Origin of the sequence: Bdellovibrio bacteriovorus HD100 (assembly GCF_000196175.1) — a bacterium.
Lineage (GTDB): Bacteria > Bdellovibrionota > Bdellovibrionia > Bdellovibrionales > Bdellovibrionaceae > Bdellovibrio > Bdellovibrio bacteriovorus.
This window is the reverse complement of sequence record NC_005363.1, coordinates 2,511,203-2,534,846: the sequence shown is the minus strand read 5'-3', so window position 1 is coordinate 2,534,846 and position 23,644 is coordinate 2,511,203. Positions and strand designations below refer to the sequence as shown.

The 23,644-nt window shown below is 52.8% G+C and carries 22 protein-coding genes and 1 pseudogene; 11 read left to right on the top strand and 12 right to left on the bottom strand.

The features are described from left to right. Positions 1–5: 5 nt before the first annotated feature. The 8 genes from BD_RS11940 to BD_RS11910 all read right to left on the bottom strand — a co-directional run bounded on the left by BD_RS11940 (position 6) and on the right by BD_RS11910 (position 8,937). The gene (locus BD_RS11940) at positions 6–1,328 is read right to left on the bottom strand and encodes an OmpA family protein (protein ID WP_011165012.1); all 1,323 of its coding nucleotides are present in this window, start codon (positions 1,326–1,328) and stop codon (positions 6–8) included. 175 nt (positions 1,329–1,503) lie between these two features. Continuing rightward, positions 1,504–2,145: a sulfite exporter TauE/SafE family protein gene (locus BD_RS11935; RefSeq protein ID WP_011165011.1), complete on the bottom strand. Its 642-nt coding sequence runs from the start codon at positions 2,143–2,145 to the stop codon at positions 1,504–1,506. Next, positions 2,142–3,548, bottom strand: coding sequence for a cytochrome c oxidase accessory protein CcoG (gene ccoG, locus BD_RS11930; protein WP_011165010.1), 1,407 nt, complete (start codon positions 3,546–3,548; stop codon positions 2,142–2,144). The genes BD_RS11935 and ccoG overlap by 4 nt, the downstream gene beginning before the upstream one ends. Positions 3,549–3,551: 3 nt before the next feature. Continuing rightward, positions 3,552–4,109: a cbb3-type cytochrome c oxidase N-terminal domain-containing protein gene (locus BD_RS11925; RefSeq protein ID WP_011165009.1), complete on the bottom strand. Its 558-nt coding sequence runs from the start codon at positions 4,107–4,109 to the stop codon at positions 3,552–3,554. Position 4,110: 1 nt separating this feature from the next. Further along, entirely contained in the window at positions 4,111–4,275 is a 165-nt protein-coding gene (locus BD_RS18075) for a cbb3-type cytochrome oxidase subunit 3 (RefSeq protein WP_011165008.1), read from the bottom strand. After that, on the bottom strand, positions 4,272–6,392 hold the full coding sequence (gene ccoN, locus BD_RS11920) for a cytochrome-c oxidase, cbb3-type subunit I (RefSeq protein WP_011165007.1): 2,121 nt from the start codon (positions 6,390–6,392) through the stop codon (positions 4,272–4,274). Before ccoN ends, BD_RS18075 begins: the two co-directional genes overlap by 4 nt. Beyond that, complete coding sequence (gene ccoS, locus BD_RS11915; protein ID WP_011165006.1) at positions 6,389–6,544, bottom strand: cbb3-type cytochrome oxidase assembly protein CcoS; 156 nt, start codon at positions 6,542–6,544, stop codon at positions 6,389–6,391. The genes ccoN and ccoS overlap by 4 nt, the downstream gene beginning before the upstream one ends. Next, positions 6,541–8,937: a heavy metal translocating P-type ATPase gene (locus tag BD_RS11910; protein ID WP_011165005.1), complete on the bottom strand. Its 2,397-nt coding sequence runs from the start codon at positions 8,935–8,937 to the stop codon at positions 6,541–6,543. The genes ccoS and BD_RS11910 overlap by 4 nt, the downstream gene beginning before the upstream one ends. Before the next feature lie 228 nt (positions 8,938–9,165). Between BD_RS11910 and nirK the strand changes: the two genes are divergently transcribed. From nirK to BD_RS11890, 4 genes are all read left to right on the top strand, one after another. Then, on the top strand, positions 9,166–10,581 hold the full coding sequence (nirK, locus tag BD_RS11905; RefSeq protein WP_011165004.1) for a copper-containing nitrite reductase: 1,416 nt from the start codon (positions 9,166–9,168) through the stop codon (positions 10,579–10,581). Positions 10,582–10,620: 39 nt separating this feature from the next. Next, complete coding sequence (locus BD_RS11900; protein WP_231839163.1) at positions 10,621–11,340, top strand: formylglycine-generating enzyme family protein; 720 nt, start codon at positions 10,621–10,623, stop codon at positions 11,338–11,340. Positions 11,341–11,352: 12 nt separating this feature from the next. Then, positions 11,353–11,955 (top strand): SCO family protein, encoded by a 603-nt coding sequence (locus tag BD_RS11895; RefSeq protein WP_011165002.1) that lies wholly within the window; start codon positions 11,353–11,355, stop codon positions 11,953–11,955. 64 nt (positions 11,956–12,019) lie between these two features. Continuing rightward, complete coding sequence (locus tag BD_RS11890; protein ID WP_011165001.1) at positions 12,020–12,277, top strand: DUF2249 domain-containing protein; 258 nt, start codon at positions 12,020–12,022, stop codon at positions 12,275–12,277. 42 nt (positions 12,278–12,319) lie between these two features. Here the strand turns inward: BD_RS11890 and BD_RS11885 are convergent, their stop codons facing one another. Next, entirely contained in the window at positions 12,320–12,835 is a 516-nt protein-coding gene (locus tag BD_RS11885) for a hypothetical protein (protein WP_231839162.1), read from the bottom strand. Next, positions 12,777–13,505 (bottom strand): Crp/Fnr family transcriptional regulator, encoded by a 729-nt coding sequence (locus tag BD_RS11880; protein ID WP_038449825.1) that lies wholly within the window; start codon positions 13,503–13,505, stop codon positions 12,777–12,779. The genes BD_RS11885 and BD_RS11880 overlap by 59 nt, the downstream gene beginning before the upstream one ends. A 162-nt stretch (positions 13,506–13,667) precedes the next feature. On the opposite strand from BD_RS11880, the gene BD_RS11875 reads away from it, so the two are divergent. The 7 genes and pseudogenes from BD_RS11875 to BD_RS18350 form a co-directional block, all read left to right on the top strand. Beyond that, complete coding sequence (locus BD_RS11875; protein ID WP_038449822.1) at positions 13,668–14,351, top strand: c-type cytochrome; 684 nt, start codon at positions 13,668–13,670, stop codon at positions 14,349–14,351. A 7-nt stretch (positions 14,352–14,358) separates the two neighbouring features. Beyond that, the gene (locus BD_RS11870; RefSeq protein WP_011164997.1) at positions 14,359–15,684 is read left to right on the top strand and encodes a cbb3-type cytochrome c oxidase subunit I; all 1,326 of its coding nucleotides are present in this window, start codon (positions 14,359–14,361) and stop codon (positions 15,682–15,684) included. Continuing rightward, positions 15,681–16,451, top strand: a complete 771-nt coding sequence (locus tag BD_RS11865) for a CbbQ/NirQ/NorQ/GpvN family protein (protein WP_011164996.1) — start codon at positions 15,681–15,683, stop codon at positions 16,449–16,451. Before BD_RS11870 ends, BD_RS11865 begins: the two co-directional genes overlap by 4 nt. 1 nt (position 16,452) lies before the next feature. After that, positions 16,453–18,282, top strand: coding sequence for a nitric oxide reductase activation protein NorD (locus BD_RS11860; protein ID WP_011164995.1), 1,830 nt, complete (start codon positions 16,453–16,455; stop codon positions 18,280–18,282). 129 nt (positions 18,283–18,411) lie between these two features. Then, complete coding sequence (locus BD_RS11855; protein ID WP_011164994.1) at positions 18,412–19,860, top strand: methyl-accepting chemotaxis protein; 1,449 nt, start codon at positions 18,412–18,414, stop codon at positions 19,858–19,860. A gap of 114 nt (positions 19,861–19,974) precedes the next feature. After that, positions 19,975–20,112 carry a hypothetical protein gene (locus BD_RS18190; RefSeq protein ID WP_011164993.1) on the top strand — a complete coding sequence of 46 codons (138 nt, stop codon included), beginning with the start codon at positions 19,975–19,977 and terminating at the stop codon, positions 20,110–20,112. An 85-nt stretch (positions 20,113–20,197) separates the two neighbouring features. Beyond that, positions 20,198–21,259, top strand: a pseudogene (locus BD_RS18350) (NnrS family protein); the annotation flags it as partial. Here BD_RS18350 and nrdD read toward each other — a convergent pair. Both nrdD and nrdG read right to left on the bottom strand, forming a co-directional pair. After that, the gene (gene nrdD, locus BD_RS11845; protein WP_011164991.1) at positions 21,201–23,099 is read right to left on the bottom strand and encodes an anaerobic ribonucleoside-triphosphate reductase; all 1,899 of its coding nucleotides are present in this window, start codon (positions 23,097–23,099) and stop codon (positions 21,201–21,203) included. The pseudogene BD_RS18350 and the gene nrdD sit on opposite strands and share 59 nt — an antisense overlap. Next, positions 23,096–23,563, bottom strand: coding sequence for an anaerobic ribonucleoside-triphosphate reductase activating protein (gene nrdG / locus BD_RS11840; protein WP_011164990.1), 468 nt, complete (start codon positions 23,561–23,563; stop codon positions 23,096–23,098). The genes nrdD and nrdG overlap by 4 nt, the downstream gene beginning before the upstream one ends. Positions 23,564–23,644 lie beyond the last annotated feature (81 nt).

Sequence of the window (23,644 nt, the reverse complement as noted above, 5' to 3'; positions counted from 1 at the left end):
ACCTCCTACTCGGTTTCGATCACAAGATCAATACGACGATTTTGTGCTCGTCCTGCGGCCGTGTTGTTGTTGCCAACAGGATTGTCATAACCCATTCCCACGGACTCCACTTTTTCTGCTGGCAGAGTTCCCTGGGAAACCAGGAAGTTTTCAACGGATTGCGCACGTTTTTCAGACAATATGCGGTTGGCTTCTGCGCTGCCGACATTATCAGTGTGGCCCTCGATGATCACTTTCTTCGGAGTCACTCCGGCTAAAGCGCCTTCCACCTTTTTCAGCAAAGCCTGGTTTTTAGGTCCCAGATTGGATTGGGCGGTAGGGAATTGCAGGCCTTTCAGGCGCACCATCAGCTTGCCGTTTTCCGTGAAGACTTCCGCTTCATTGGGTTTCAACTGACTGCGCAGGGCCTGGGCGCGGTTCAGCAGTGTCTGCTGCTTTTCCAGCTCCATGCGCTGCCGTTCCGCTTCGGATTGCACCGTTTGCAATTCTTGTTCAGTGCTGGAGTATTCGCTGCGCAAGTTGGAGATCGTGCGCTGCTGACGTTCAGCCATCAGCACCAGTTCTTCAGAGTTCCCGGCGTTGACTTTGCGGGTGACCTCCATCAGATGTTGGGATTCCCGGGTGGCATCCTGTGAAGCCCGTGCGATCACGGGTGCATTGCGGGGATCTGCTTTGATCAGCTTTTCCGCATTTTCATACTTCATCGCAGCCATGCCAAAGGACTTCGGTGCACTTTTGTCGGCACCGGCCTTTTTCGCCGTGTCCAGATTGTCTTTGGCTGTTCCCAGATAGGCTTTGGTCACAGATTTGAGTTCAAGGTCACGATAGCGACTGACGATTTCTTCACCGCGTTTGTCAGCGGGACTCAGGTTGCCTTTTTCAATTGCCACTGTGATTTTTTCCAGATCCTTGCCGGCCTTTTCCCATTCTTTAGGATACAGTTTAGGGGCGCCGGCTTTCATGGCACCTTCGCGGGCATCAGTGATTTGGTGCATCGATGTACGGGCGATCTCGGCACGGGTGTTGGCTTCGTTCAACCACGCGCGTGAGTAGGCCACCTGTTCCAGAATTTCAGCATTCGGCTTGTCTTTGTCTTTTTTCTGTTTTGCTTTGTCCAGTGCTTTGGTGGCGTCGGTGAAATTCTCTGGCGACAGCACATCGATCTGTTTGGATCGGGCCTCGTTGATCATGGCTTCGGTTTTTTCAATCTCGGCCGTGGGATTGGCACTGGAAGAGATCGACTGCACGTTGGGTGGTTTGCTGGCACAGCCCGCAATGAATCCGGCAACAGCCACAGATGCTAGTATCTTATGAGTCCGGGAAACCATAGAACGCCTCCTTCAGAGATGTAAACGAATGGGTTTTAATTCTTGATTTAACGCTAATCCCGCGGAAGGAAGGCTTTCAAGGAAAACAACCGGGAACGGCCGAATCGCTGCGTACTAACAAGCGGTCTCGCCCAAAGAAAGGTCGTGTTTGTTGCTAAACGGAAATTTGAAAGGATCAATGCATCAGCATGAAGCTGCCCAGAGAATACAATCCGGCCACAATCAGCACAACACCAGCGATGCGCTGCTGGAGAAGACCGGCGTGTTGAATTCCCTGGCGAACCATCATTGGAACAGCACTGAGTGCCGGCAAGCCGCCCAGCCAAAACAGGCCCAGAGTTAAACCTCCAGCCCAGGGACTTTGGGTGGCGATGGCGGCTGTGACGTAAGTGTACAACCAGCCGCAGGGAAGCAGAGCTGTCAGCAGGCCCACGACAAAACCGGATTTGCCAACATGGAAGGCTTGCAGACGTTTGATCACACCAAGAATGGAGTGAGAGATTTTATTTCCTGAAAGACGTTGCTGCCAGGAGGGCGGTAGAATCAGTCGTGCCCCCGAACCCACCAACACCAGAGCCAGGAGTATCGCCGAGATCCAGCGCAGGGTCACAAACTGACTGTTCAGGAAAATCTGCCCCAGAGCCCCGGCAAGAACCCCCAGAGTGACATAGGAAACAAGACGGCCCAGGTGATAGCTGAGTAAACTGTTGCGGGCGCTCATCAAGGTGGCGACAGGACCGCACATTCCGGCACAATGCCAGCTGCCGAAGAAGCTGGAAGAGACAATTCCCAATGCCAGAAGTGCAGCAGACATCATTGGGACCTCGGTCCGACCAGGATCAGTTCGCGGCGGGTGCTGAAGCCTTCCGGAGCCAGTTCATCCTGGACACGGACTTCGGTTTTCAACTGGCCGGACGCGGGGATCTGTACGGTTGGAATTCGGACAAAGAAATACCATTCACGAGATTCACCCGGCGCCAGATGGATGGGATTTTCCGCAACCTGCACCTGCACCCCTTGATCGAGAAGTTCCTGGGGCAGTGTCAGCATATAGCGGGCGCGCAAGGCCCCCTGGTTTTGAATGTGCAGACGGAACTGATTCAGCAGCACCTCTTGTCCGTCGCTGTTTTTTACGTACGAGTACGGCAGTCCCGCGCCCCGCAAGACGGCGATGTGCACAGGTTCACGGGTGCTGACGGCGTAGGCCAGGCCGCCAATCAAGGCGACAATCGCCAGGATGTAAATGATCGAACGCGGTTTAGCCAAAGAAATTTTGCTGCCATCAAGGGTGTCATAGCGGATCAAGCCTTTGGGCTTTTTCACTTTTTCCATGATCTCATCGCAGGCATCAATGCACGCGGTGCAGGTGATGCATTCCATCTGCAGCCCATTGCGGATGTCGATGCCTGTAGGGCAGACCTGCACGCAGCGGTTGCAAGACACGCAGTCGCCGGCTTTTTGGTTGGGCTCAGTGGTGCCTTTGCGGGGTTCGCCGCGGTTGACATCGTAAACGACAGCCAGCGATTTTTGATCCAGCAGTACGGACTGGATGCGTCCGTAAGGGCACATGATCACGCAGAACTGTTCGCGGAACCAGCCGAAGTCAAAAAGGATCACAGAGGTGAAGAACAAAACCAGAACGAAATAGGTCATATTCTGGGCCGGTGAGCCTTGGGTCATTGCCAGCAGCTCTTGTGCGCCGACGAAGTAGGCGATAAAGCTGTGGGCAATCACAGAAGACACGGCAAAAAACAGGAACCATTTTAAAGAAAGTTTTCGAACTTTGGTGAAGTTCATCGGACCGTCGCGCAGTTGACGGCGCTGGATGTAGGTGCCTTCGACCCATTTTTCGATGCGGCGGTAAACGGCATCAATAAATACCGTCTGAGGGCATGCCCAGCCACACCACACTCGACCCCAGATCGAGGTCACAAAGGCCAGACCCAATGTCAAAGTGCCGACAATATAAAACAACAGCGGGGCATCGTGGGCTTTGAACAAAATCCCAAACAGGGCGAATTCCCGTTTGGGGATGTCCATCAAAATGGTCTGATGCCCGTTGAAGGTCGTCCAGGGCAGGATCAGGAAAATAATCAACAGAACGATTTGAGTCCAGTCACGGTGACGGCGGAACCGGCCCCGCACTTCTGCGGGGATGATATTCAACCGATCACCATGTTCGTCCACACTTGTCAGTTTTCCGGCATCCAGTCCCGACATGATTTACTCCACGGCCTCGCCTTGAGGCTCTTTCGCGCCAGCTGGGTTGCTGTCTTTTTTGGACAGAATAAACGCCGACACAGCATAGATTTCATCTTTTTTCATGACCGGGCCCCACGGCGGCATCCCTTTTTCAGGAACACCGTCACGGACAACTTTCACGATGTCCATGCGGGTGGCTTTGCCATGCAACCAGAACTTATCAGTCAGATTCGGTCCGATCAAACCCTGAAGCTCCTGGCCGTGGCAGGAGGCACACTTTGCAGTGTACTGTGCGGCACCCAGGGCCAGCACGCCGTCTTTGTCAAAGGCGGCCTGCAAAGACTCCTCGGTTTCCATCGGTGAGGCTGTGGCCGCAGCGGCCTGGGTTTTCTCAATCTCCTGCATCGCCACCTTCAGTTCGTCCTGCAAAGTCGGACCGCCACCCAGTTGATAGTGGATGAAGTAGATGAAGGCGAAAATGATGGTGAGGAAGAAGGTCCACAGCCACCAGGTTGGCAGGGGATTGTCGTGTTCGATAATCCCGTCGTATTCGTGGAAATTTTCCTTGTTGTCGCTCATGTTACTCTCCGTCTTTCAATGGAATCTGTTCCATATGGCTGTAAATCTCTGTGCTGTGTTTGCGGTAAACCCAGATCAGCACACCCACAAAAAAGAGGAAAAAGATCAAAAGGCCCATCGCAGTCAGGTGCGTGTCAGTGAAATACTTCAGTCCTTCGGATTTCATTGGGCTTTTCCTTTCTGCCCCAGGGACTGCAGGTAAGCAATCAGGGCCACAATTTCCTTGTCTTCAAGACCTTTAGGCGCGCCGTTGGCTTCCAGATCCGCCGCGATTTCCTTGGCTTGCTTCTGGGCGTGGATGTCGGCATTGGCAATCACATCCTCTTCGTAAGGCACGTCCAGTTGTTTCATCACGGACAGCTTCTTGCGCAGAACCAGGAAGTCGGTTTTCTTTTCAGCCAGCCATGGATAGGCCGGCATGATGCTCTTCGGAGTCACCGCGCGTGGATCGATCATGTGACTGTAGTGCCACAGATTCGGATATTTCTTGCCCAGACGGGAAATGTCCGGACCGGTGCGTTTGGAGCCCCACTGGAATGGACGGTCGTACATGGATTCTTCCACGGTAGATGCCGGACCATAGCGTAGTACTTCAGAAGCAATCGGACGGATCTGCTGGGAGTGGCAGACGTAGCAGCCTTCTTTGATGTAAATATCACGGCCTGCAAGCTCCAGTGGAGAATACGGATCCACGATATTGTTCGGATTCACATATCGATGCAGGGACAGAGTCGGGTAGATCTCAATTACAGAGCCCACAGCGATTGCCAGGAAGGCAAGAACCGAGAACACAAAGCCCATGCCTTCCAGTTTGCGGTGACCCTTGGTCAGTTCGTCATAACCGGATTTCTGAACTTCGACAGAAGCGTCGTACTGCTCTTTTGGAGCTTTCTGGATGGTTTTGAAGATGTTGTAACACATCATCGCAAAGCCCACGATGAACAGGAATCCACCCAGGGCACGAACCCAGTACAGAGGCACGATACGAACGACAGTTTCGATAAAGTCCGGATACACCAAGGTACCGTCTTCACCGACAGCCAGCCACATCAAACCTTGAGTGATGCCGGCCACAACCATGGAAGTGTAGTACAGAAGCACGCCGGTCAGGCCGATCCAGAAATGGTTTTCCAGAAGTTTTTTGGAATACAGTTCAGTTCTCCACAAGCGTGGAACCAGATAATAAATCATACCGAAAGTCAGGAACCCGTTCCAGCCCAGGGCACCGGAGTGAACGTGACCCACGATCCAGTCAGTGTAGTGACCGACTGCAGAGATGGATTTGATGGACAGCAGCGGTCCTTCGAAAGTCGACATCCCATAGAAAGTCAAAGCCGCAACAAAGAACTTGATCAGTGGTTCGGTTTTCAGCAGGTGCCAGGAGCCTTTCAAAGTCAAAAGACCATTGATCATGCCACCCCAAGAAGGCGCCCACAGCATGATGGAGAAGATCATTCCCAAAGTCTGTGCCCATTCAGGAAGGGATGTGTAAAGCAGGTGATGTGGACCGGCCCAGATATAGATGAATACCAAAGCCCAGAAGTGAATGATACTGAGGCGGTAAGAGTACACCGGACGGTTCGCCGCTTTCGGCACGTAGTAGTACATCAGACCCAGGAACGGCGTGGTCAGGAAGAAGGCCACCGCGTTGTGTCCGTACCACCATTGCACCAGGGCGTCCTGAATCCCGGCATAGACCGGATAGGACTGCAGGAATGTCACCGGAATCTCGATGGAGTTCACGATATGCAGGACTGCCACAGTGATGATTGTGGAAATATAGAACCAGATCGCCACATACATGTGTTTTTCACGGCGTTGACGGATGGTCATGAAGAAGTTGATGGCGAAGATCACCCACACCACAGTGATGGCGATGTCGATCGGCCATTCAAGCTCTGCATATTCCTTGGACTGGGAGTACCCCAGAGGCAAAGTGATGGCGGCAGAAAGAATGATCAGCTGCCAGCCCCAGAAGTGCATCTTGGAAAGCAGATTTGAGAACATGCGGGTTTTCAGCAGTCTTTGGCTGGAATGATAGATCCCGGCAAAGATCGCATTCCCGGCAAAAGCGAAGATCGCCGCATTGGTGTGCAGCGGTCTCAGGCGCCCGAATGTGATCCATTCCAGATTGGCGTTCATTGGCCAGTAGGCCAGCTGCAATGCTGCGATCAAGCCAAAAAGAAACGCAGCCCCGGCCCAGATCATGGTCGCCAGGACGAACTTTTTGACAATATCGTCATCGTAATAAATTTTCTCGATGAGATTTCCCGATGTGTTCACGATTTTTTCCTTTCGTTTTCGTCATCTAAAATACGGTGTGCTGGTGTCTCGAGGTCATCAAACTGACCTTTGGAGGTGGCCCAGAGAAAGGCGGAGACAAAGCCAATTCCCAGAATTAACGCCATGGGGATCATGATCATGATGATGTTCATCGGAACCCCCACAAGGATGAAAGAATGATGACCACGGAACTGATGGGCATCAGAATCGCCGCCATCAGCGGATCGATGAATCCGGCCAGGGCCAGGATTCCACCGATGGTGTTGTAAGTCAGTGAAATTCCCAGATTGCGTTTCAAAACGTTCTGGGTTTGTTCCGAGATTTTCAAAAGATCAAAGAACGGGGAAAGTCCCCCGCGAGTGAAGTACACATCCGCACTGTTCAGGCTCAAGTCCACGCTGCCTTTCACGGCGATACCGACGTCCGCCGCCTGCAGGCTGAGTGAATCGTTGGCGCCATCGCCGATCATGCAGGTGTTTTTGTGGCGAATGAGAATGTCTTTTTTATCTTCCGGGAATAGTTCGCCGTGGGCGTTCTCACGGGCAATACCACACTGGTTTGCGGCCTGGTACACGCGACTTTTTTTGTCGCCGGAAAGAAGGAAGCAGTTCATGCCGCGTTTATTCAGCTCTTGCACCGCCTGGGCAGAGTCCTGGCGAAGCTCATCCAGGAAATAAAGGCGGCACAGGCTTTGGCCGTCACACAGAACCTCGATGGCGGTTTCGTCCTCGTGAGTGCTTTCTGAAAGATGGCGGATCTCGTAAAGTTTTCCGTCGATCAGTCCCTTGACCCCTTTACCCAGGATCTCCTGGGCATTTTGCACCGCGGGCATAAATTCAGGATGCGGCCATGCCTGGCGCAGGGCAAAGGCCAGTGGGTGGTAAGAGGTGGCTTCCAGCGCCAGAATATTGGCCTGCAGGCGCGGAGAGATTATCGCCGGCTCGGAGTGAGACAAAGACAGGTGGCCTTCAGTCAAAGTGCCGGTTTTGTCAAAGAAGATGTTTTTTACTTCGAGCATGCGTTCCAGACTGGTGGCATCTTTCAATAAAATCCCCAGACGCTGGGATTTTTTCAGGGCCAGTCCGAAAGTCAGTGGCGAACCAAAAGCCAGTGCACAAGGGCAGGCCAGGACGATCAGAGCCAAAGAGCGGTTGAAGGCCTCGGATATATCGATGCTGGCGTAAGCAATAAAGAACAGCACCGCGATAGAAAACACCGTGATTATCAACCACTGGGCCAGACGGTCGGTGAGGGCGATAAAGCGGCTTTTTTTCAAGGCCCCGTGATCCAGCTGCTGCAGCAGCTGACCCAGTTTGGATTCAGAAAACTGCAGGTTCATGCGCACCAGAACTCCGTCATCCAGAATTTTGGTTCCGGCGAACAATGTCATCCCGGAAGAAAACACCTTGGGCAGGGACTCGCCGTTAAATAAGGACATGTCCAGCGTGGCGTGGGAAGACAGCAACGTGGCATCCGAGGGCAGGCTCTGGCCCTGTTTTAGTTTCAGGACGTCGCCGGCGTTCACAGAGGACCACGGGATCACAGCGGAGGTATCACCGCTGATGCGCTCGTATTTTTCCATCTGGAAAAAGGACTTCATGCGGGACGGGGAAAGATAGTTCTGCTGCACGCGTTTGAGCAGATAACGCGCTGAAAGGATAAAGAACATGAAGCTGGCGGTGCTGTCGAAATAGATGTCGCCGTCACCACGAACCAGGTTGGCGGTGGAAAGGGCAAAGCCGGACAGCATCGCAATTGCGATCGGCAGATCGACATTGATGACTTTGTATTTCAGGGAATTCCAGGCGCCTTTGTAAAAGGGCTGGGCAGAGTAAAGCAGGATCGGCAGGAACAGGGCAAAGCTGAGCCAGTTAAATACTGTCGCCCAGGTGCCAGCAAGCCCTGAGTACACCGGAATCACAAACAGCATGGTGTTCCCGGCACAGAAGCCCGCCACCGCGATTCTTTTTAAAAAGCTGCGGTTTTCGGATTGATAGCGGGCGGCCAGATTGTCCTGGGCGGCCAGCGGTGAAGGTTTGTATCCCAGTTCCGCAATGACATGGGCCACTTGCGCCAAAGAACCGCCTTCGGCCAGTTTCACCGCAACAGTGCTTTGACCGAAGTTCACTCGGGCCATGGCAATGCGATCATAAAATTCGGGTAGTTTCTCCAGCAGATGCACGCACGAGGAGCAGTGCAGTCCTTCGGCAAAGAACAGGAAGTTGAAATCCTGTTTGTCGTGGCTGTAAAGGCGACGGAACTCGGGCTGATCCAGATAAGCATAAGGATTCTGTTGTTCGGAAAGCACCGGAATTTGTCGCACATGCAGATCCAGAGTCTCGCACGCCGAACAGCAGTACACGGGCTCGGTGGTTCCGGCTCTGCAGTAGGCGCATTCGTGTAGATTTGCTGTGTTCATGGTGTCTCCAGGATGTCTCAAGTGTGCCATCAGCATGCCCACCCCGATATGATCGGGATCATGTTCCAGAAAATAGTCGGGGAATCTGTTTTCCGCAAGCGGAACAGGTGCTGTAAATCGTTGCATTGTCTTGATTTTTCGATTCCTAATGAAACCTGAAACTTCTCACTATATTAGAAATTGGTCCGGGTCACCTTGATCCTTGTCAATTTTTGGTTGTTTTATTCTGCGGTGGTCCAGCGGCGGGTGAACTTTCTGAAAAAAATCGGTCAAGATTGGGCAATGGTTGACGGCCGTCATGTACTTCACCCGGAATTTCTCCGAGAATGACTGTATTCATCAAGGAGAAAAAAGATGAAAGACTGGAACTACAAAAGACTACTGCTAACTGGAGCGATCGCCTGCCTGGCTCCCATGCCGGTCCTGGCTGACAATATCAAGGGTGAAGAGGTGGCGGTGCTGACTGATGCACCTGAAGTGCCACCGCCAATCACTCGCAAACATGCAACCAAGGTCATCGTAAACCTTGAAACCAAGGAAGTGAAGCTCCGCCTGGCCGATGGGGTGGACTATACTTTCTGGACTTTCGGGGGCAAGGTTCCCGGTAAATTCATCCGTATCCGTGAAGGGGATCAGGTGGAGTTCCATCTGCACAATCACCCTTCCAGCAAGCTGCCTCATAATATCGACTTGCACGCTGTGACTGGACAGGGTGGTGGTGCGGAGGGATCCTTCACTGCTCCCGGTCACAGCTCCACTTTCAGTTTCAAGGCACTGAATCCGGGGCTGTATGTGTATCACTGTGCAACTGCGCCGGTGGGCATGCATATCGCCAACGGGATGTATGGTCTGATTCTGGTTGAACCCAAAGAAGGTCTGCCTAAAGTGGACCGTGAATTCTATGTGTTGCAGAGTGAGTTCTATACTAAGGGTAAATATGGAGCTCCGGGTTTGCAGCCGTTCAGCATGACTAAAGCGGTCGAGGAAAAAGCCGACTATGTGGTCTTTAACGGTAGCGTCGGGTCTTTGGTGGGCGATAACGCCATGAAAGCCAAAACTGGTGAAAAGGTCCGCTTGTTTGTGGGTAACGGGGGGCCGAATCTGGTGTCCTCTTTCCACGTGATTGGTGAGATCTTTGACAAGGTCTATGTTGAAGGTGGCAAGCTGGTGAATGAAAACGTCCAGACTACTTTGATTCCGGCGGGTGGATCTGCCATTGTGGAATTCAAACTGGATACTACAGGCACTTTCATTCTGGTGGATCACTCGATCTTCCGTGCCTTCAATAAAGGCGCCATCGGGATGCTGAAAGTGGAAGGCAAAGAAGACCATGAAGTCTATTCCGGAAAAACCAAAGACGGTATCTATCTGCCTGAGGGTGGTGTGATCCAGGAAATTGGTGCGGAAGCTCCGAAACAGATCCCAGCCAAAACTCTGGAAGAACGACTGTCTGGCGGTAAACGTATCTATGAATCCTCTTGCTTTGCCTGTCACCAGAGCAATGGTCAGGGGCTGCCGGGTGCGTTCCCTCCACTGGCGAAGTCGGACTTCCTGAAAAACAAGGATAAGGCGATTTCTGCGGTGATTCACGGTCTTGAGGGCCCGATCAAGGTCAACGGCAAAGAGTACAACTCAGTGATGCCGGCGCAGATTCTGTCGGATGAAGATGCTGCGAACGTACTGACTTACATCTACAGCATGTGGGGCAACTCCAAAAAAGTTGTGACTCCGGCTGATGTCAAAGCAGTTCGGGCTGCGGGTAAAAAGTAACTACGGAGGTTCAGAATGGACGGTCTTAAAAATTGGATAATGCTGACAGCCGTCCTTCTTTCCTGTGCTGGACAAGCCGCCCCCGAGGTGCTGATCCCGGCTGGTGAATACAAAATGCCAGCCAAGCTGAATCAGAAAAGCATCAAGGTGGCGGAATTTAAGATCGACATGCGTCCGGTCACCAATGCCGAGTACCTGGAATTTGTGCGCCAGAATCCCCAGTGGCGCAAAGCCGGGGTGAAAAAGATCTTTGCCGACAGCAGCTATCTGAGCTATTGGCCGGCGGATCTGGAGTTCGGTGATAAATCAATGGCGAATTCCCCGGTGGTGCGGGTGAGCTGGTTTGCCGCCCGGGAATACTGCGCCTGGAAAGGGCGCAGACTTCCTTTCACCAACGAATGGGAATACGTTGCACAATCCCCCTATAAAAATCGCACCGAAATCCGTGAATTGATATTGGAATGGTATGGTCGCGGCGCAGAATGGCCGTTGGCTTCCGTCGAAAAGGGCAGTGCCAACCGGTTTGGCGTGCATGATATGCACGGCCTGATCTGGGAGTGGGTCGAGGACTTTAACACCGCGCTGGTCACCGGGGAATCCCGGGCCGATGGTGGACTGGATAAAAACCTGTTTTGTGGCGCGGGGGCTTCCGGCGCTGCGGATCCCGGCGATTATGCCGCATTTATGAGATTTGCTTTTCGCAGCAGTTTGCAAGCCCGGTACACAGTGCAAAACCTGGGCTTTCGCTGCGCTAAATAACGAGGAGACGTTATGAAACTTTCAAAAGTTCACTTTGTGGCGATAGCTTTTTTGATGGCGGGCCCGGTTCAGGCAGGGGATCATGATCATCACCATCATCAAGCCGCACCCGCAGCGGAAAAATCAAAACCGCTGCATGATGAATCCATTTACAATCTGAATTCCTCTTTGCTGGACGAAGACGGAAAAGTCTTTCAACTGGAAAAGTACCGTGGCAAGCCTGTGGTCATCTCCATGGCTTACACCAGCTGTGTTTATACTTGCCCACTGATCCTGGCGCAAATGCAGCAACTGGAAAAAGCCCTGGCCGAACAGGGTAAGAAAGATGTGCGCTTTGTGCTGGTCAGCTTTGATCCGGCCAAGGACACTCCGAAGGTTCTGAAGGACTATGCGAAGAAAAAGAAACTGAGCACACAGTGGAATCTGCTGACATCCAAGTCTGACAAAGAACCCCGCGAAATCGCCAGCGTTCTGGGCATCAAATACAGCAAAGTCGAAGGCGGTGACTATGACCACTCCTTTATTATTACTGTGCTGGATGCTGAAGGTGTACCACGCGGCCGCCAAGTCGGCGCGGCAGGAAACCCAAAAGACCTGATAAAGTTCATCCCTTGATTTGAATCAAGGCCAATGGGGGTGAGACGGCTTAAAGTGGTCTTACCAACAAGGAGGAACTAGTATGAAAGAGTTCGTAATCGAGGCACAAAAGATCGAGCCTATGCACAGACATTCCTATATTTTTGAAAGCTTTGATAATCTGGAGGGCGGTGACAGCCTGGTGATCGTGAACAACCACGATCCACTGCCACTGCTTCGCCAGTTCGGGGAATCCCGCCCCAACCAGTTTGTCGACGAGTATCTGGAAAAAGGTCCGAACGTTTGGAAACTGCGCCTGACCAAAAAGAAAAAAGAAGGCTGCTGCGGATTCTGCGAGTAGCCCCAATTGCAAGCCCCTGTTGCGGAAAATCTGCGACAGGGCTTACGCCAGCAGTTTCTCACATAACACGAACAGACATCCATCCTCTTTCGCAATATGCCGGCGCAACAGCTGTTCATAGTCGGACTTTAAAGCGTCCAAAGCCCCGGGATATTTTTCCCGCATTTCGGGTTTTAATAAAATTTTAATGGCCTCGGCCAGGTGATGACCCAGTTCATGTTCATCCATGGGCAGGCTGAGCGGGTTCTGCGCGTTCAGCCATTCAAACGACGGATAGGCTGAGGCCTGGGGCAGGCCCTGTTCATGCAGCAGCTTCAGGCGTCGACGAGGTTCGCTTTGCGGGGCCAGATCCAGCTCCATGCCCCGGAAGTAGGTGCACAGCGGTCCGCCCTGGCTGAGCAGGGGGTGCGCTGCGATTTTCGGAAACAGCTCCTGTTCCTCCAGGGGGTGATGAACCGCCTCCACAAAATGCAGGATCTCCAGGATCGGTGCTTTTTGCTCAAACATTTTCAAGATGGTCTGATGCTCCTCGCGAAGCTTTTTTAGAAGGTCGTTCACTTTCCACCTCCATCAACGCCTGTCGGTTTAAAATTTCAATATGCCTGTCGGTTGTTTGAATCCAGCCGTTCTTGGTCCACTGGCTCAGGATACGAATCACGGTTTCACTCTGGCTGCCGATCCGTTCGGCAATATCATTTCGGGTCAGCGGGATGTTGATATAACCGCTTTGTGATCCCTGCCGAGCCAGCAGGCGCAGCAGAAAGTCCGCCACCCGGTGGGGTGCCAGTTTATGGGACTTGCAGATGTCGTTCTGGAACTCCAGAAAACGCTCGGAGATCTGGCGGTTCACACGCCGGCGCAGTTCCGGGATCTGCATCAGATGATCAAAGAACAACCCCACCGGTATTTTCAGTAAAGTGCTGTCCTCGTTACAGACGGCGGAAGTCGGATAGCGGGGGTTCGGAAGTCCGGCCATGGCTACGCCCAGGAACTCACCCTGACTGAGGAAGTTGAATATTTTCACTGCATCCCGGTCAATGGACTCCTGAATCTTAAAAGACCCGTACAGCACCAGATAGATGTGTTCGATCGGCTGGCCTTTTTCAAACAACGTGTCCCGCTGAGTGCAGTGTATAAGCTCGAAATAGGGTGCGATCTCGCGCAATTCCTTTTCGGTGAACTGGCGAAGAAAATCCTGTTTTTTAAGTACGCTGATCTTGTCTGACATAAGGTCCTCTTGCACAGAATGCCAAGACTTTAAGGGCCAAAACATGATCCGGATCAACTCTGGGATTTTTATCATTTAGTGATCATTCTTGATCTGGATCAAAGATTGGCGGGCGGGTGCAGTGTTATTTCTTCTGAAAAATGCCCACAGCACAGGAGCAACATGTTAACCAAATCACAGGCAAAGAAGTTTTTTGTAGTGGGAACGGTTCTTTGCTCAGCGGCCTTCGTGTTGCTGACCATAGACACCTTCCGCCGGATTCCCAAACAGACCAATCAGATCGAAATGACCGACGCAGTTGTGCGCGGTAAACATCTTTTCGATCGCAACAACTGCATGGGGTGTCACACCATCCTGGGAGAGGGCGCGTATTACGCGCCGGAGTTGACCAAAGTGTGGGAACGGCGCGGAGAGATCTTTATCAAATCCATGCTGCGCGACCCGCAGGCCATGTATCCCAATGACCGCAAGATGACCAACTATCACTTCACCGAAGAAGAGATCAATGATCTGACGGCCTTCTTGAAATGGATCGGCACGATGGATTTGAATGGCTTCCCTCCGAAACCCGATCTGGCTCAGCCGGTCAGTGCCGCTGCCGTGCAGGCGACTGTGGCCCAGCCGCAGATTTACGGTCAGGTTTGCGTAGCCTGCCACACGATGAATGGCACTGGCGGCAACACCGGACCAACGCTGGATGGGATCGGCAGTCGTCGTGACGGTGAATACCTGACTCACTGGCTGAAAGATCCTGCGGCGGTGAAGGCGGATTCCAAGATGCCAAAACTGCCCCTGACAGACGAGCAGATCCAGGAACTTGTGACTTACCTGTCACAGATAAAATGAGGACATCATGAAGTATCAAACACAAAAAATAGCGTACTGGTTTTTCGCCACCTGCATGCTGCTGTTTTCGCTGCAGCTGGTTTATGGATTCATCATGGGCTTTGCCCATATGGGTTTCGATGGTTTGCATAACATCATTCCTTTCAATGCCGCGCGCGCCACGCACACGAATTTGCTGGTGGTGTGGCTGTTGACGGGCTTTATGGGGGCGGCCTACTACATCATTCCTGAAGAGGCGGACCGCGAACTGATTCACCCGAAGCTGGCGTATGTGCAGCTGGGGGCTTTGGTGGCCGTGGGTGTGGTTGCCATTATCGGTTTTCACATGAACTGGTGGGAGGGACGTAAGTTCCTGGAAATCCCACGTCCTTTGGACTATCTGGTGGTGGCCGATGTGCTGCTGTTTATTTATCTGATCGGTGGCACGATCTGGAAGGGCAAACGCTACACCACAACAAGCATGGTTTTGTTCCTGGGCCTGTTGATGGCGGCACTGCTGTATCTGCCGGGCATGATCAACACGGATCACCAGACGCTGGATTCTTACTGGCGCTGGTGGGTGGTGCATCTGTGGGTGGAAGGTGTGTGGGAGCTGATCATGGGGGCGATCATGTCCTTCCTGCTGATCAAAATGACCGGCGTGGACCGGGAAGTTATCGAGAAATGGCTTTATATCATTGTCGGTTTCACCTTCCTGTCCGGGATTCTGGGAACCGGGCACCATTACTATTACATCGGTACACCCAGATACTGGCTGCTGGTGGGTGGTTTGTTCGGGGCTTTGGAGCCGCTGGCATTTTTGGGTTTTGCTATCTATGCCGTGGCCATGGCCCGCAAAGGCGGGAAAAATCCTGACAACAAAATGGCGATGGCCTGGACAATGGCAACCGCGATTCTTTCCTTTGTCGGTGCGGGCTTCCTGGGCTTTGCCCACACTCTGCCGCAGGTGAACCTGTACACGCATGGAACTCTGGTGACAGCGATGCACGGACATCTGGCATTTTGGGGAGCGTATGCCTGTCTGGTGCTGGCGCTGATCGCCTATGCGATGCCAAAACTGACCGGTCGGAACTTGCAGGATTCCCGTATGAATGTGTTCGCTTTCTGGACCTCCAACATCGGCATGATTGCGATGACGCTGGCTTTTGGAGTGGCGGGGATCGCGCAGGTGTACCTGGAAAGAAAATTGGGCATGGATTTTTTGACCGTGCAAAAAGAGGTCGAAGTTCACTTCCTGGGACTGGTGCTGGCCGCATCGCTGTTTTCAGTGGGGATTGTTGCCTATGTCTGGAACTTCATCCGCTTCGGGAAACCTGCAGGTGAAGTCAAATGAGTGTCTATTACCGGGAAGTCGCCAACGAAGTGGATCTGTTCACACGCTGTTATGAGCAGCAGCTGCCGCTGTTGATCAAGGGACCCACCGGTTGTGGAAAAAGTCAGCTGGTCGCCCACATGGCCGAAAAACTGAAACGTCCTTTGGTGAAAGTGGCCTGCAATGAAGACACCAGCAGTGCTGACTTGCTGGGGCGCTTTCTGATCAAAGGCAATGAAACTGTGTGGCAGGATGGGCCGGTCACACGCGCCGTGCGTGAAGGGGCGATTTTATATCTGGATGAAGTCGCCGAAGCCCGGGAAGACGTGATTGTGGCTTTGCATCCGCTGACGGATCACCGTCGCGAACTGTATGTGGATCGCACCAACGAAGAACTGGTGGCGCCTGCCGGATTCATGTGTGTGGCCAGTTTCAATCCCGGCTACCAGCGGGGCTTTAAGGAATTAAAACCGTCCACTCGTCAAAGATTTGTCACTTTAAGTCTGTCTTACCCAATGCCGGAATTGGAAACTGAAATTCTGCATCGGGTGACCGAGGTTGATCTGAAAACCTGTCAGCGTCTGGTTGAATTGGGGAATAAGATCCGCGGGCAGAGACACCTTGAGTTGAAAGAGACCGTGTCCACGCGCCTGCTGGTGCATGCGGCCCGTCTGTTCAAGTCCGGGATGTCTCTGCGCCAGGCTTGCTTGTTTGGTGTTGGTCAGTGCCTGTCTGATGACGTTCAGGTGCTGGAAGGCCTGAAGGATCTAATTCATTTGAGCATGTGATATGGATTTAACCGAGAAGCTTTTTGAAATGGCGGTGCGCTGGAATCGGCGAAGACAGACAAGGGCTTCGCAATCCAGTCGCTATGGGCTGCAGGACTGCGACAAGGCCCTGGCCCTGGTGGTGCAGCCATTCTTTGAGGAAAGTTTCGAGATCCATGCCTCACGCCAAAGCGGGGTGAGCGATCGGGTCTTGTATCTTCCCGAGTCCATCGGATTTTTTCCGGAAAAAAAACGCAATCGTGATTTATACATTCATCAGGCGCTGCATCTGGCTGCGGCGCAAAGACTTGGTTTGTGCTGGCCTGACGCCGACATGAATGGTTATGCCCGCGCGGTGCATTTTTCCAAAATGCGCCAGCCGTTGTCGCAAATTATTGAAAAGATCTATCCGGCTTTTGCCGAATTTCACCGGGAACTGACGAAGGATTTCTTTTTTCATTTAAAAAACACCCCGGTCACGCGGGCCGGAACCGAGGCATTGGTTTTGCTGAACCCGCTGCATCCGCAGGGTTTGAAACCTTCGTTGGATGTTCAAAAAATCAAGCGCAATGAACCGTTTCCTGACGACGTTTGGCTGTTGTGGGGTGGGCTGGCCAGCCGGGGGCCGAGCCACTTTTCACGGGAGGGGGAAAGCTCCCTCCAGCCACGAACATCGCAGAAAGAATCTGAACTTGTGATGCAGACCCACTTTGAAAAAGAAGAAGTGGATCTGGACAAGGAAGAGCACAATCCGGTGACACATTCCTTTGAAAAGATGGAAACGGTGGATGACTATCAGGGCGGGAGCCGGGTGGCTGACGGTTCCGATCAGCTACAGGAACACGCTGAAGCTCTGCAAGAGATCATGCCGCGCAAGGTGACCCGCTCTGGAGAATCGGCGGCTTCGTTTTTCAAATCGGATTTCGCCGGAGGTTCTGTGCGTGAGGACCTGAGCGAGGTGATCACATCCACCGAAGAAGTCCATTACCCGGAATGGCATTTTAAAAAGAAGCAGTATCTGAAGGACTATTGTAAACTTCTGGTCAGTCATCCCGAAGTGACTGTGGGAGGAGATTTGGCCGGGCAGTTGAAAGAACAGCACAGTGGTCTGATCAGTCGTTGCCAGCAGCAGCTTGCGGCCGTTCGCAACCAGCGCAGATGGCGCAAAGGTCAGCTGGATGGACCGGAGCTGGATCTGGATGCATTGGTTCGGCATGTGGGAGATGTGCAGAATAAAATCCCTTCCCCCGGCCGGTTGTACCAGACTCAGGTGAAGCGCGAACGTGATCTGCAGATCGTGATAGTTTTGGATCTGAGCCTTTCCACGGATTCTTATGTCAGTGACCGGCGCGTGCTCGATACTGAGCTGGAGGCGGTCGGCCTGTGGGGTCTGTTGCAGCCCTCAGGCCCGGACAACACCTTGGTGGCGGGGGCATTTTCCGAAACCCGACACAAATGCGCCTTTGAAATTTTAAAGGATCAGGGCGAGGACTGGAGCGCGTATTTTTCCCGGGCGCAGCAGATTGTGCCCCGGGGTTATACACGTTTGGGCCCGGCCCTCCGTCACGCCACACGGATCCTGAGGGAATGCTCGGCACGGCAAAAAGTGCTCATTATTCTGACCGATGGCAAACCTACAGACTATGATGGCTATGAAGGCCGCTACGGCATCGAAGATATGCGCAAGGCGTGCATGGAGGCGGAAAGCGCACAAATCAGCACGCGGGCCTTTGCGATTGAAAAGGCCGCCAAGCACTACTTCCCCCAGATGTTTTATTCCTTTGAAATATTACCGGATCCTTCCCGGTTACCCGAGAGTTTGATCCAGTTCCTTCTGAAGATTCGCAGTTAACCTGCCCCATGGTGCTGTAACATCCGTGTGGTCGAGTTGTTTTTTTCATCCCCCGGGGTAGATCAGAAAAACGTAAAGCTACCCATAAATCGGACCGACTTATTGCACGCACTAAAAACGGAGGAAGAGATGAAGGCGTGGTTCAAGGGTATTCGGGGCAGGTTGTTGGCGGTGGCGCTTTTGCCGGTTGTGGGTTTTTCAGTCGCTTCGTGGGTGTCCTTTGATGGCATCAGTCGCGTCGGAAGTCTGCTTGATTCGGCCCATGATCAGATCATTCCCAGCACCACGGCCTTGGATCGTCTGATAATTGCCCGGAACAGATACGGCTACAGCATCTTTGTGGCATTGAGTTCCACCGACAATCCCGAACTGAAGAAAGAGCGCTTGGAAATTGCCCGGGAAGCGATCCGTGACTGGCGCACGAACTTTGAAATTTACCAAAAGAATCCGATTCATTCTGAACAGGAAAAAGAGAGTCGTCAGTTTATTGAACAGAACAAAGATCACTATCTGGGGCTTCTTGAAAAAGCCATCGCGTTGGTGGAAAGTGGCAAACCCGAGGAACTGACCGAGGCGCGCGCCCTTCTTTTGGGTGAGGTCTGGCAGCTGGGCACTTTGATTGGTAAAAACAACCAGACCATTGCCAGGACCTATGAGGAACGGGCGCGTCAGGAGGGGCTTGAGTCCGAGAGCCTGCAGAAATCCGTGTACCTGTGGACCGGGATCATCAACACCACGGCAAGCATCGTGATCATCTCAATTATTCTTTTGATTTCAAACCGTATTGCCAGGGGCATTTCTTTGATTGCCGACCGTCTGTCTTCAGCCAGCGGGGATGTGACTTCCTCTGTGTCCCAGCTCAGTGAAGCGGGCATCACGCTGTCGCAGTCCTCGACGGAAGCGGCTGCCTCTTTGGAGGAGACGGTGGCTTCGTTGGAGGAGTTGACGTCCATGGTGCAGGTCAATGCTGACAATGCAAGACAGGCCGCGGCCATGTCGGCAAGCTCGCGTGAATCCGCCGAGGCCGGGGAGCGCGAGATCCGGGGCCTGATTGAATCCATGAGTGAAATCAGCAAGTCATCCAAGAAGATTGAAGAGATCATTTCGGTCATTGATGACATCGCCTTTCAGACAAACTTGCTGGCCTTGAACGCTGCCGTGGAGGCTGCGCGCGCCGGGGAGCAGGGCAAGGGTTTTGCCGTGGTGGCAGAGGCCGTGCGCTCGCTGGCGCAGAGAAGTGCGGTGGCCGCCAAGGACATCACCGTGCTGATCAAAGCCTCGGTGGAACAGGTTGAACAAGGCAGTGTTGTTGCTGACAACAGCGGTGTGGTTTTGAAAAACATCGTTGAATCAGTCAAGAAGGTCGCGGATTTGAACAATGAAATTGCCGCGGCCTCTGTCGAACAAAGTGCCGGGATCGCACAGATTGGCAAAGCCATGAATCAGCTGGATCAGGCATCGCAGTCCAATGCCGCGTCCGCGGAAGAAGTCGCCGCCAGCAGTGGAGAGATCGGGGGGCTTGCCGGCGTAACCCAGCAGCTGACCGTGGATCTTAACACGATGGTTCTGGGGGCATGATCCCCATCAGCAGGGCTGCTGATTTCCCGGGTGAAACCGGCGGCTCTTGATTTCGGTCATGTTTTTGCCACGCTGGCCGCCATTATTCTCGGATTATTCATCGGAGAATAAAAAATGGAATTGGCAAAGAATATTTTCGTGGGCGGTGTTGTTGGAAGCTTAATGGTTGTCGGTGCCAGCGTGGGCATCGTGGGTGGTTCCATGGTGATCTGTGGCGCCTCCCTGATAGGCTTATGGCTGGCCGGGGGCTAGTGCATTATTGATCCCGATCATGTTTCGAGCCGGGAAAGAGTGTTAGTGTCGAATCAACCCCTCAAGAGGGTGGAGCGAGGCTAATATGAATACGACTTCAATGGATGCATACCGATACTTCTTCCCAGCGGGCTGGGTGATGGCTGTGTGGGGTGTGTTGCTGTGGATTCTGTTTCCGTGGAATCTGGTGACCTATCCGGGACTGCATCATCCTGAAATCATGTCGGGTGGCTTCTTTCTGTGTTTTGTCGCGGGCTTTTTAATGACCGCGGCCCCGAAATTCACCGCAAGCTTTGGTCCCACTAAAAATGAGCAGCGGGCGTCGCTGGTGTTGATTGGTCTATTGTTCGCAAGCCTGATTCCAGGCAGCAAAACTTTCTTTTATTTCACCGTCACAGCGTTATTTGTTTTCCTGATTACTTATATGGCCCGTCGGTTTTTGAATCGTAAAAACAATCCGCCGGATTCATTTCTGTTTGTCGGTGTCGGCCTTGGAGCCGGGTTGGTGGGCAGCCTTACTTTGCTGCTGGGGCAGTTTGTGAATGTGCCCAGTGAGTTGTATCAACTGGCGCGCACGTTCTTCCTGCAGGCGTATGTACTGTGTCTGGTAATGGGTGTGGGAAGCCGTTTGATTCCGGCCCTGCTGGGCTGGGCTCCGCTGCCAACCGAGTCTTCCAAGTACACTCCGCAGATCAAATTGTATTCGGCTCTGGCCGTGGCTTTCCTGGGAAGTTTTGTGCTTGAAGTCCTGGTGCAGCCGCTGTCCGGTCAGATTCTGCGCGCCCTGGTGATGAGCTTTATCGTGTTTAAATTCTGGAAGCTGCACCACCTGCCGCAGCGTCGTGCCTTCCAAAGCTGGTGGCTGTGGGGTTCAGCGTGGATGCTGCTGCTGGGACAGTGGGGCACTGTGGCCTTTTTGGATTTTCGCGTGCATCTGCTGCATGTGATTCTGGTCTCGGGATTGGGGTTGATGACTTTCATGATTGCGACGCGTGTGACTTTGTCCCACGGAAAGCATGACATGATCTGGGAGAAGAACTCCAAGGGGTTGTTCCTTGGAGCCCTTCTGATGGGATTTGCCGGACTGACTAGGTTGTCAGCGGGATTTGCTCCGCACATCTATCAGTCCCATCTGGTCTATGCGGCGTATACCTGGATTCTGGGTTTGATCGTCTGGGGCTGGTTGTTCCTGCCAAAGATGATACGGGTGAAGGCGTAGGGTGATAGAACCTTTTCGCCGCTTCGATCTGGCGGGACTTACTGAAGGCTGAGACCCGCTTCAGATAGCCTATGACCCGGGTGGCGTGGTCAATGTCCTGACTGCCGCACTCGCTGCATTTGTACAGAGTTCTTTTGTCGATGTGTTCACAAACGTTGCAGATCGTGATCTTAATGTTCACACACCAGTAATTACAGCCTGACAAAGCCGCCGCACGGATCAGTTTCAGGAATCCGTCGGAAGTCAGTCTTTCCTCCAGATTCAAGTGCAGGGCGGAGCCGCCATCCAGATATTGCATCATTTCCTTGCCGTGCAGATCCATTTTGTCCAGCGGATTGACGCCGTCGTTTTCCACCACATAGAAATAGGAATTGTAGCAGTCCCTTGGTACGAACAATCCGTCTTTGCGATCCCACTGGGCATTTTTCACCCCAAGATTTTCCGCCGGAACAAATTCGGTGTTGAACATGAAACCGTATTTTTCCCGCGCTTTGCGGTTGGCATCATAGATGACTTTCAGTTTTTCCCGCACGAAGTCCTTGTAGGCTGCGCTGTTTTCCACGCTTAGGCCGGAAAACTCGGCCGCTTCCACCATGCCGTTGATCCCGATGGTCAGGAACTGTTTTGTCAGGGTGATAAAGCCTGCGGAATAGGCACTTAACAAGCCGGCCTCGAAATATTCCTGCATCAGCTGGCGATAAGCGACCTGATACTTTTGCACTTTGTCCACCATCTCGGCCAGATCCAGATTTTTTTGCACCAGGCGGTTCATGTTGATGGTGATCACATTAATGGATCCCGTCGCGACGCCCCCGGCCCCCAGAGAATAGCTGAACGTATTGTCCGAGATTTCATTGCGCAGACGGCAGCAGCTGGCCAGACTGTCGGCGGAATCGCTCATGTACATAAAGAAGCTGTTGCCGCGGCTCAGTTCGTCGGCGCACATCGTGGCAAAATCCAGGTCCCGCGGGCCCTTGTCATCAACAAGCATGGCGGCTGTGACCACCGGGAAAGTCAGAATCGCCTTCTTGCGTTCGTCATTGAACCAGCTCATGAAATGAGATTGCAGTTTCTTGACGCTGTCCCAGCGGGGAAGATCGCCGTCCGGGAAAACAAAATCGCCGAACAGGGATTTGAAATAGTATTCATCATAGGCCGAGATGTTCCAGAACACTGACTGATAGCCTCTGGCCGCGGCGGGCTGATTGAGGGCATAAACCACGTGCTGCAGGTGATTGTTGATAATGCGTCGATGCGTTTTCAGGTAATCGTCGCCATAATCCAGACGTGCAAAGTGGTCAAAATACATCAGCCATTCGACGGTGGCCACGGCGCCGGCAAACTGCGCTGACACGGCAAAAACCAGATTCACAAAACAGCCGCAGAAACTTTCCAGGTGCTGCGGAGCTTTGGATTCGCCACCCAGATCTTTAAGTCCCTGCAACAGCAGGGGGTACATGGAGATCGAAGCGCAGTAGGGCTTTAAAGATGTTTCATCATGCACATAAATTTCATGACTTTCAATTTGGCGCACATATTCTTTTGCCAGATCCGGACCAAAGAGATCGGCGATCTTTCCGGCGACCAGACTGCGGTTGATCTGGATGTTGATGTCCTTGTTGATCTCGGCCTCCAGTGTGGCGATGTTTTTCAGAGTGACGTTGGCGTTGGCATCCAGCTTGGAGCCTTCAGCGGCATTGCTGGCGGCTTTGTATTGCTGAACAAATTCGATTTTTTTCTGTATCTGCTCTTCTGTGAGACGGATCATAGGGAGGGCTCCTTTGTGTTGTGTTGAAAAAGATGATTTAAAGTTTCACCGCTACGCAGATCCCTGAAGATCTGATTGGTGGTGGGCGACCACAGGCCTCCGCGGGCAGTGATCCACGGGCCGGTTTTTAAAAAGTCGAGGTGTTGTTGCAGTTCATGCGGGATGTGATCCAGCCCCGTATAAAGAGCGGTGAGGAGATCTTCCTGATGCGCGAGTTTTAAAAATTCAAGGAGTTCGTCCTGGCGCCATTCTCCACCCAGGAAGAGGACGCAGGAGATTCGCTGGCGGTAGCGTCGCACCAGTTCAAGAAACATGATCGGCGTCAGGGGAGTGCCGGTCTTTTCGGTCCAAAGTTCCGGAGAATGACACCCCGGACATTTCAACGGGCAGCCACAAACATAAAACGCCAATGAGATATGATTTGGGACTTCCTGGAAGACGATGTCGTGCTTATAGATGTTCATGCTGGTCTCCACCACTAGATATAGGATAGCGGCGCAAAACCCGGTGACACCCCTATAGTGGCGAAAGCATGATCGAGATCA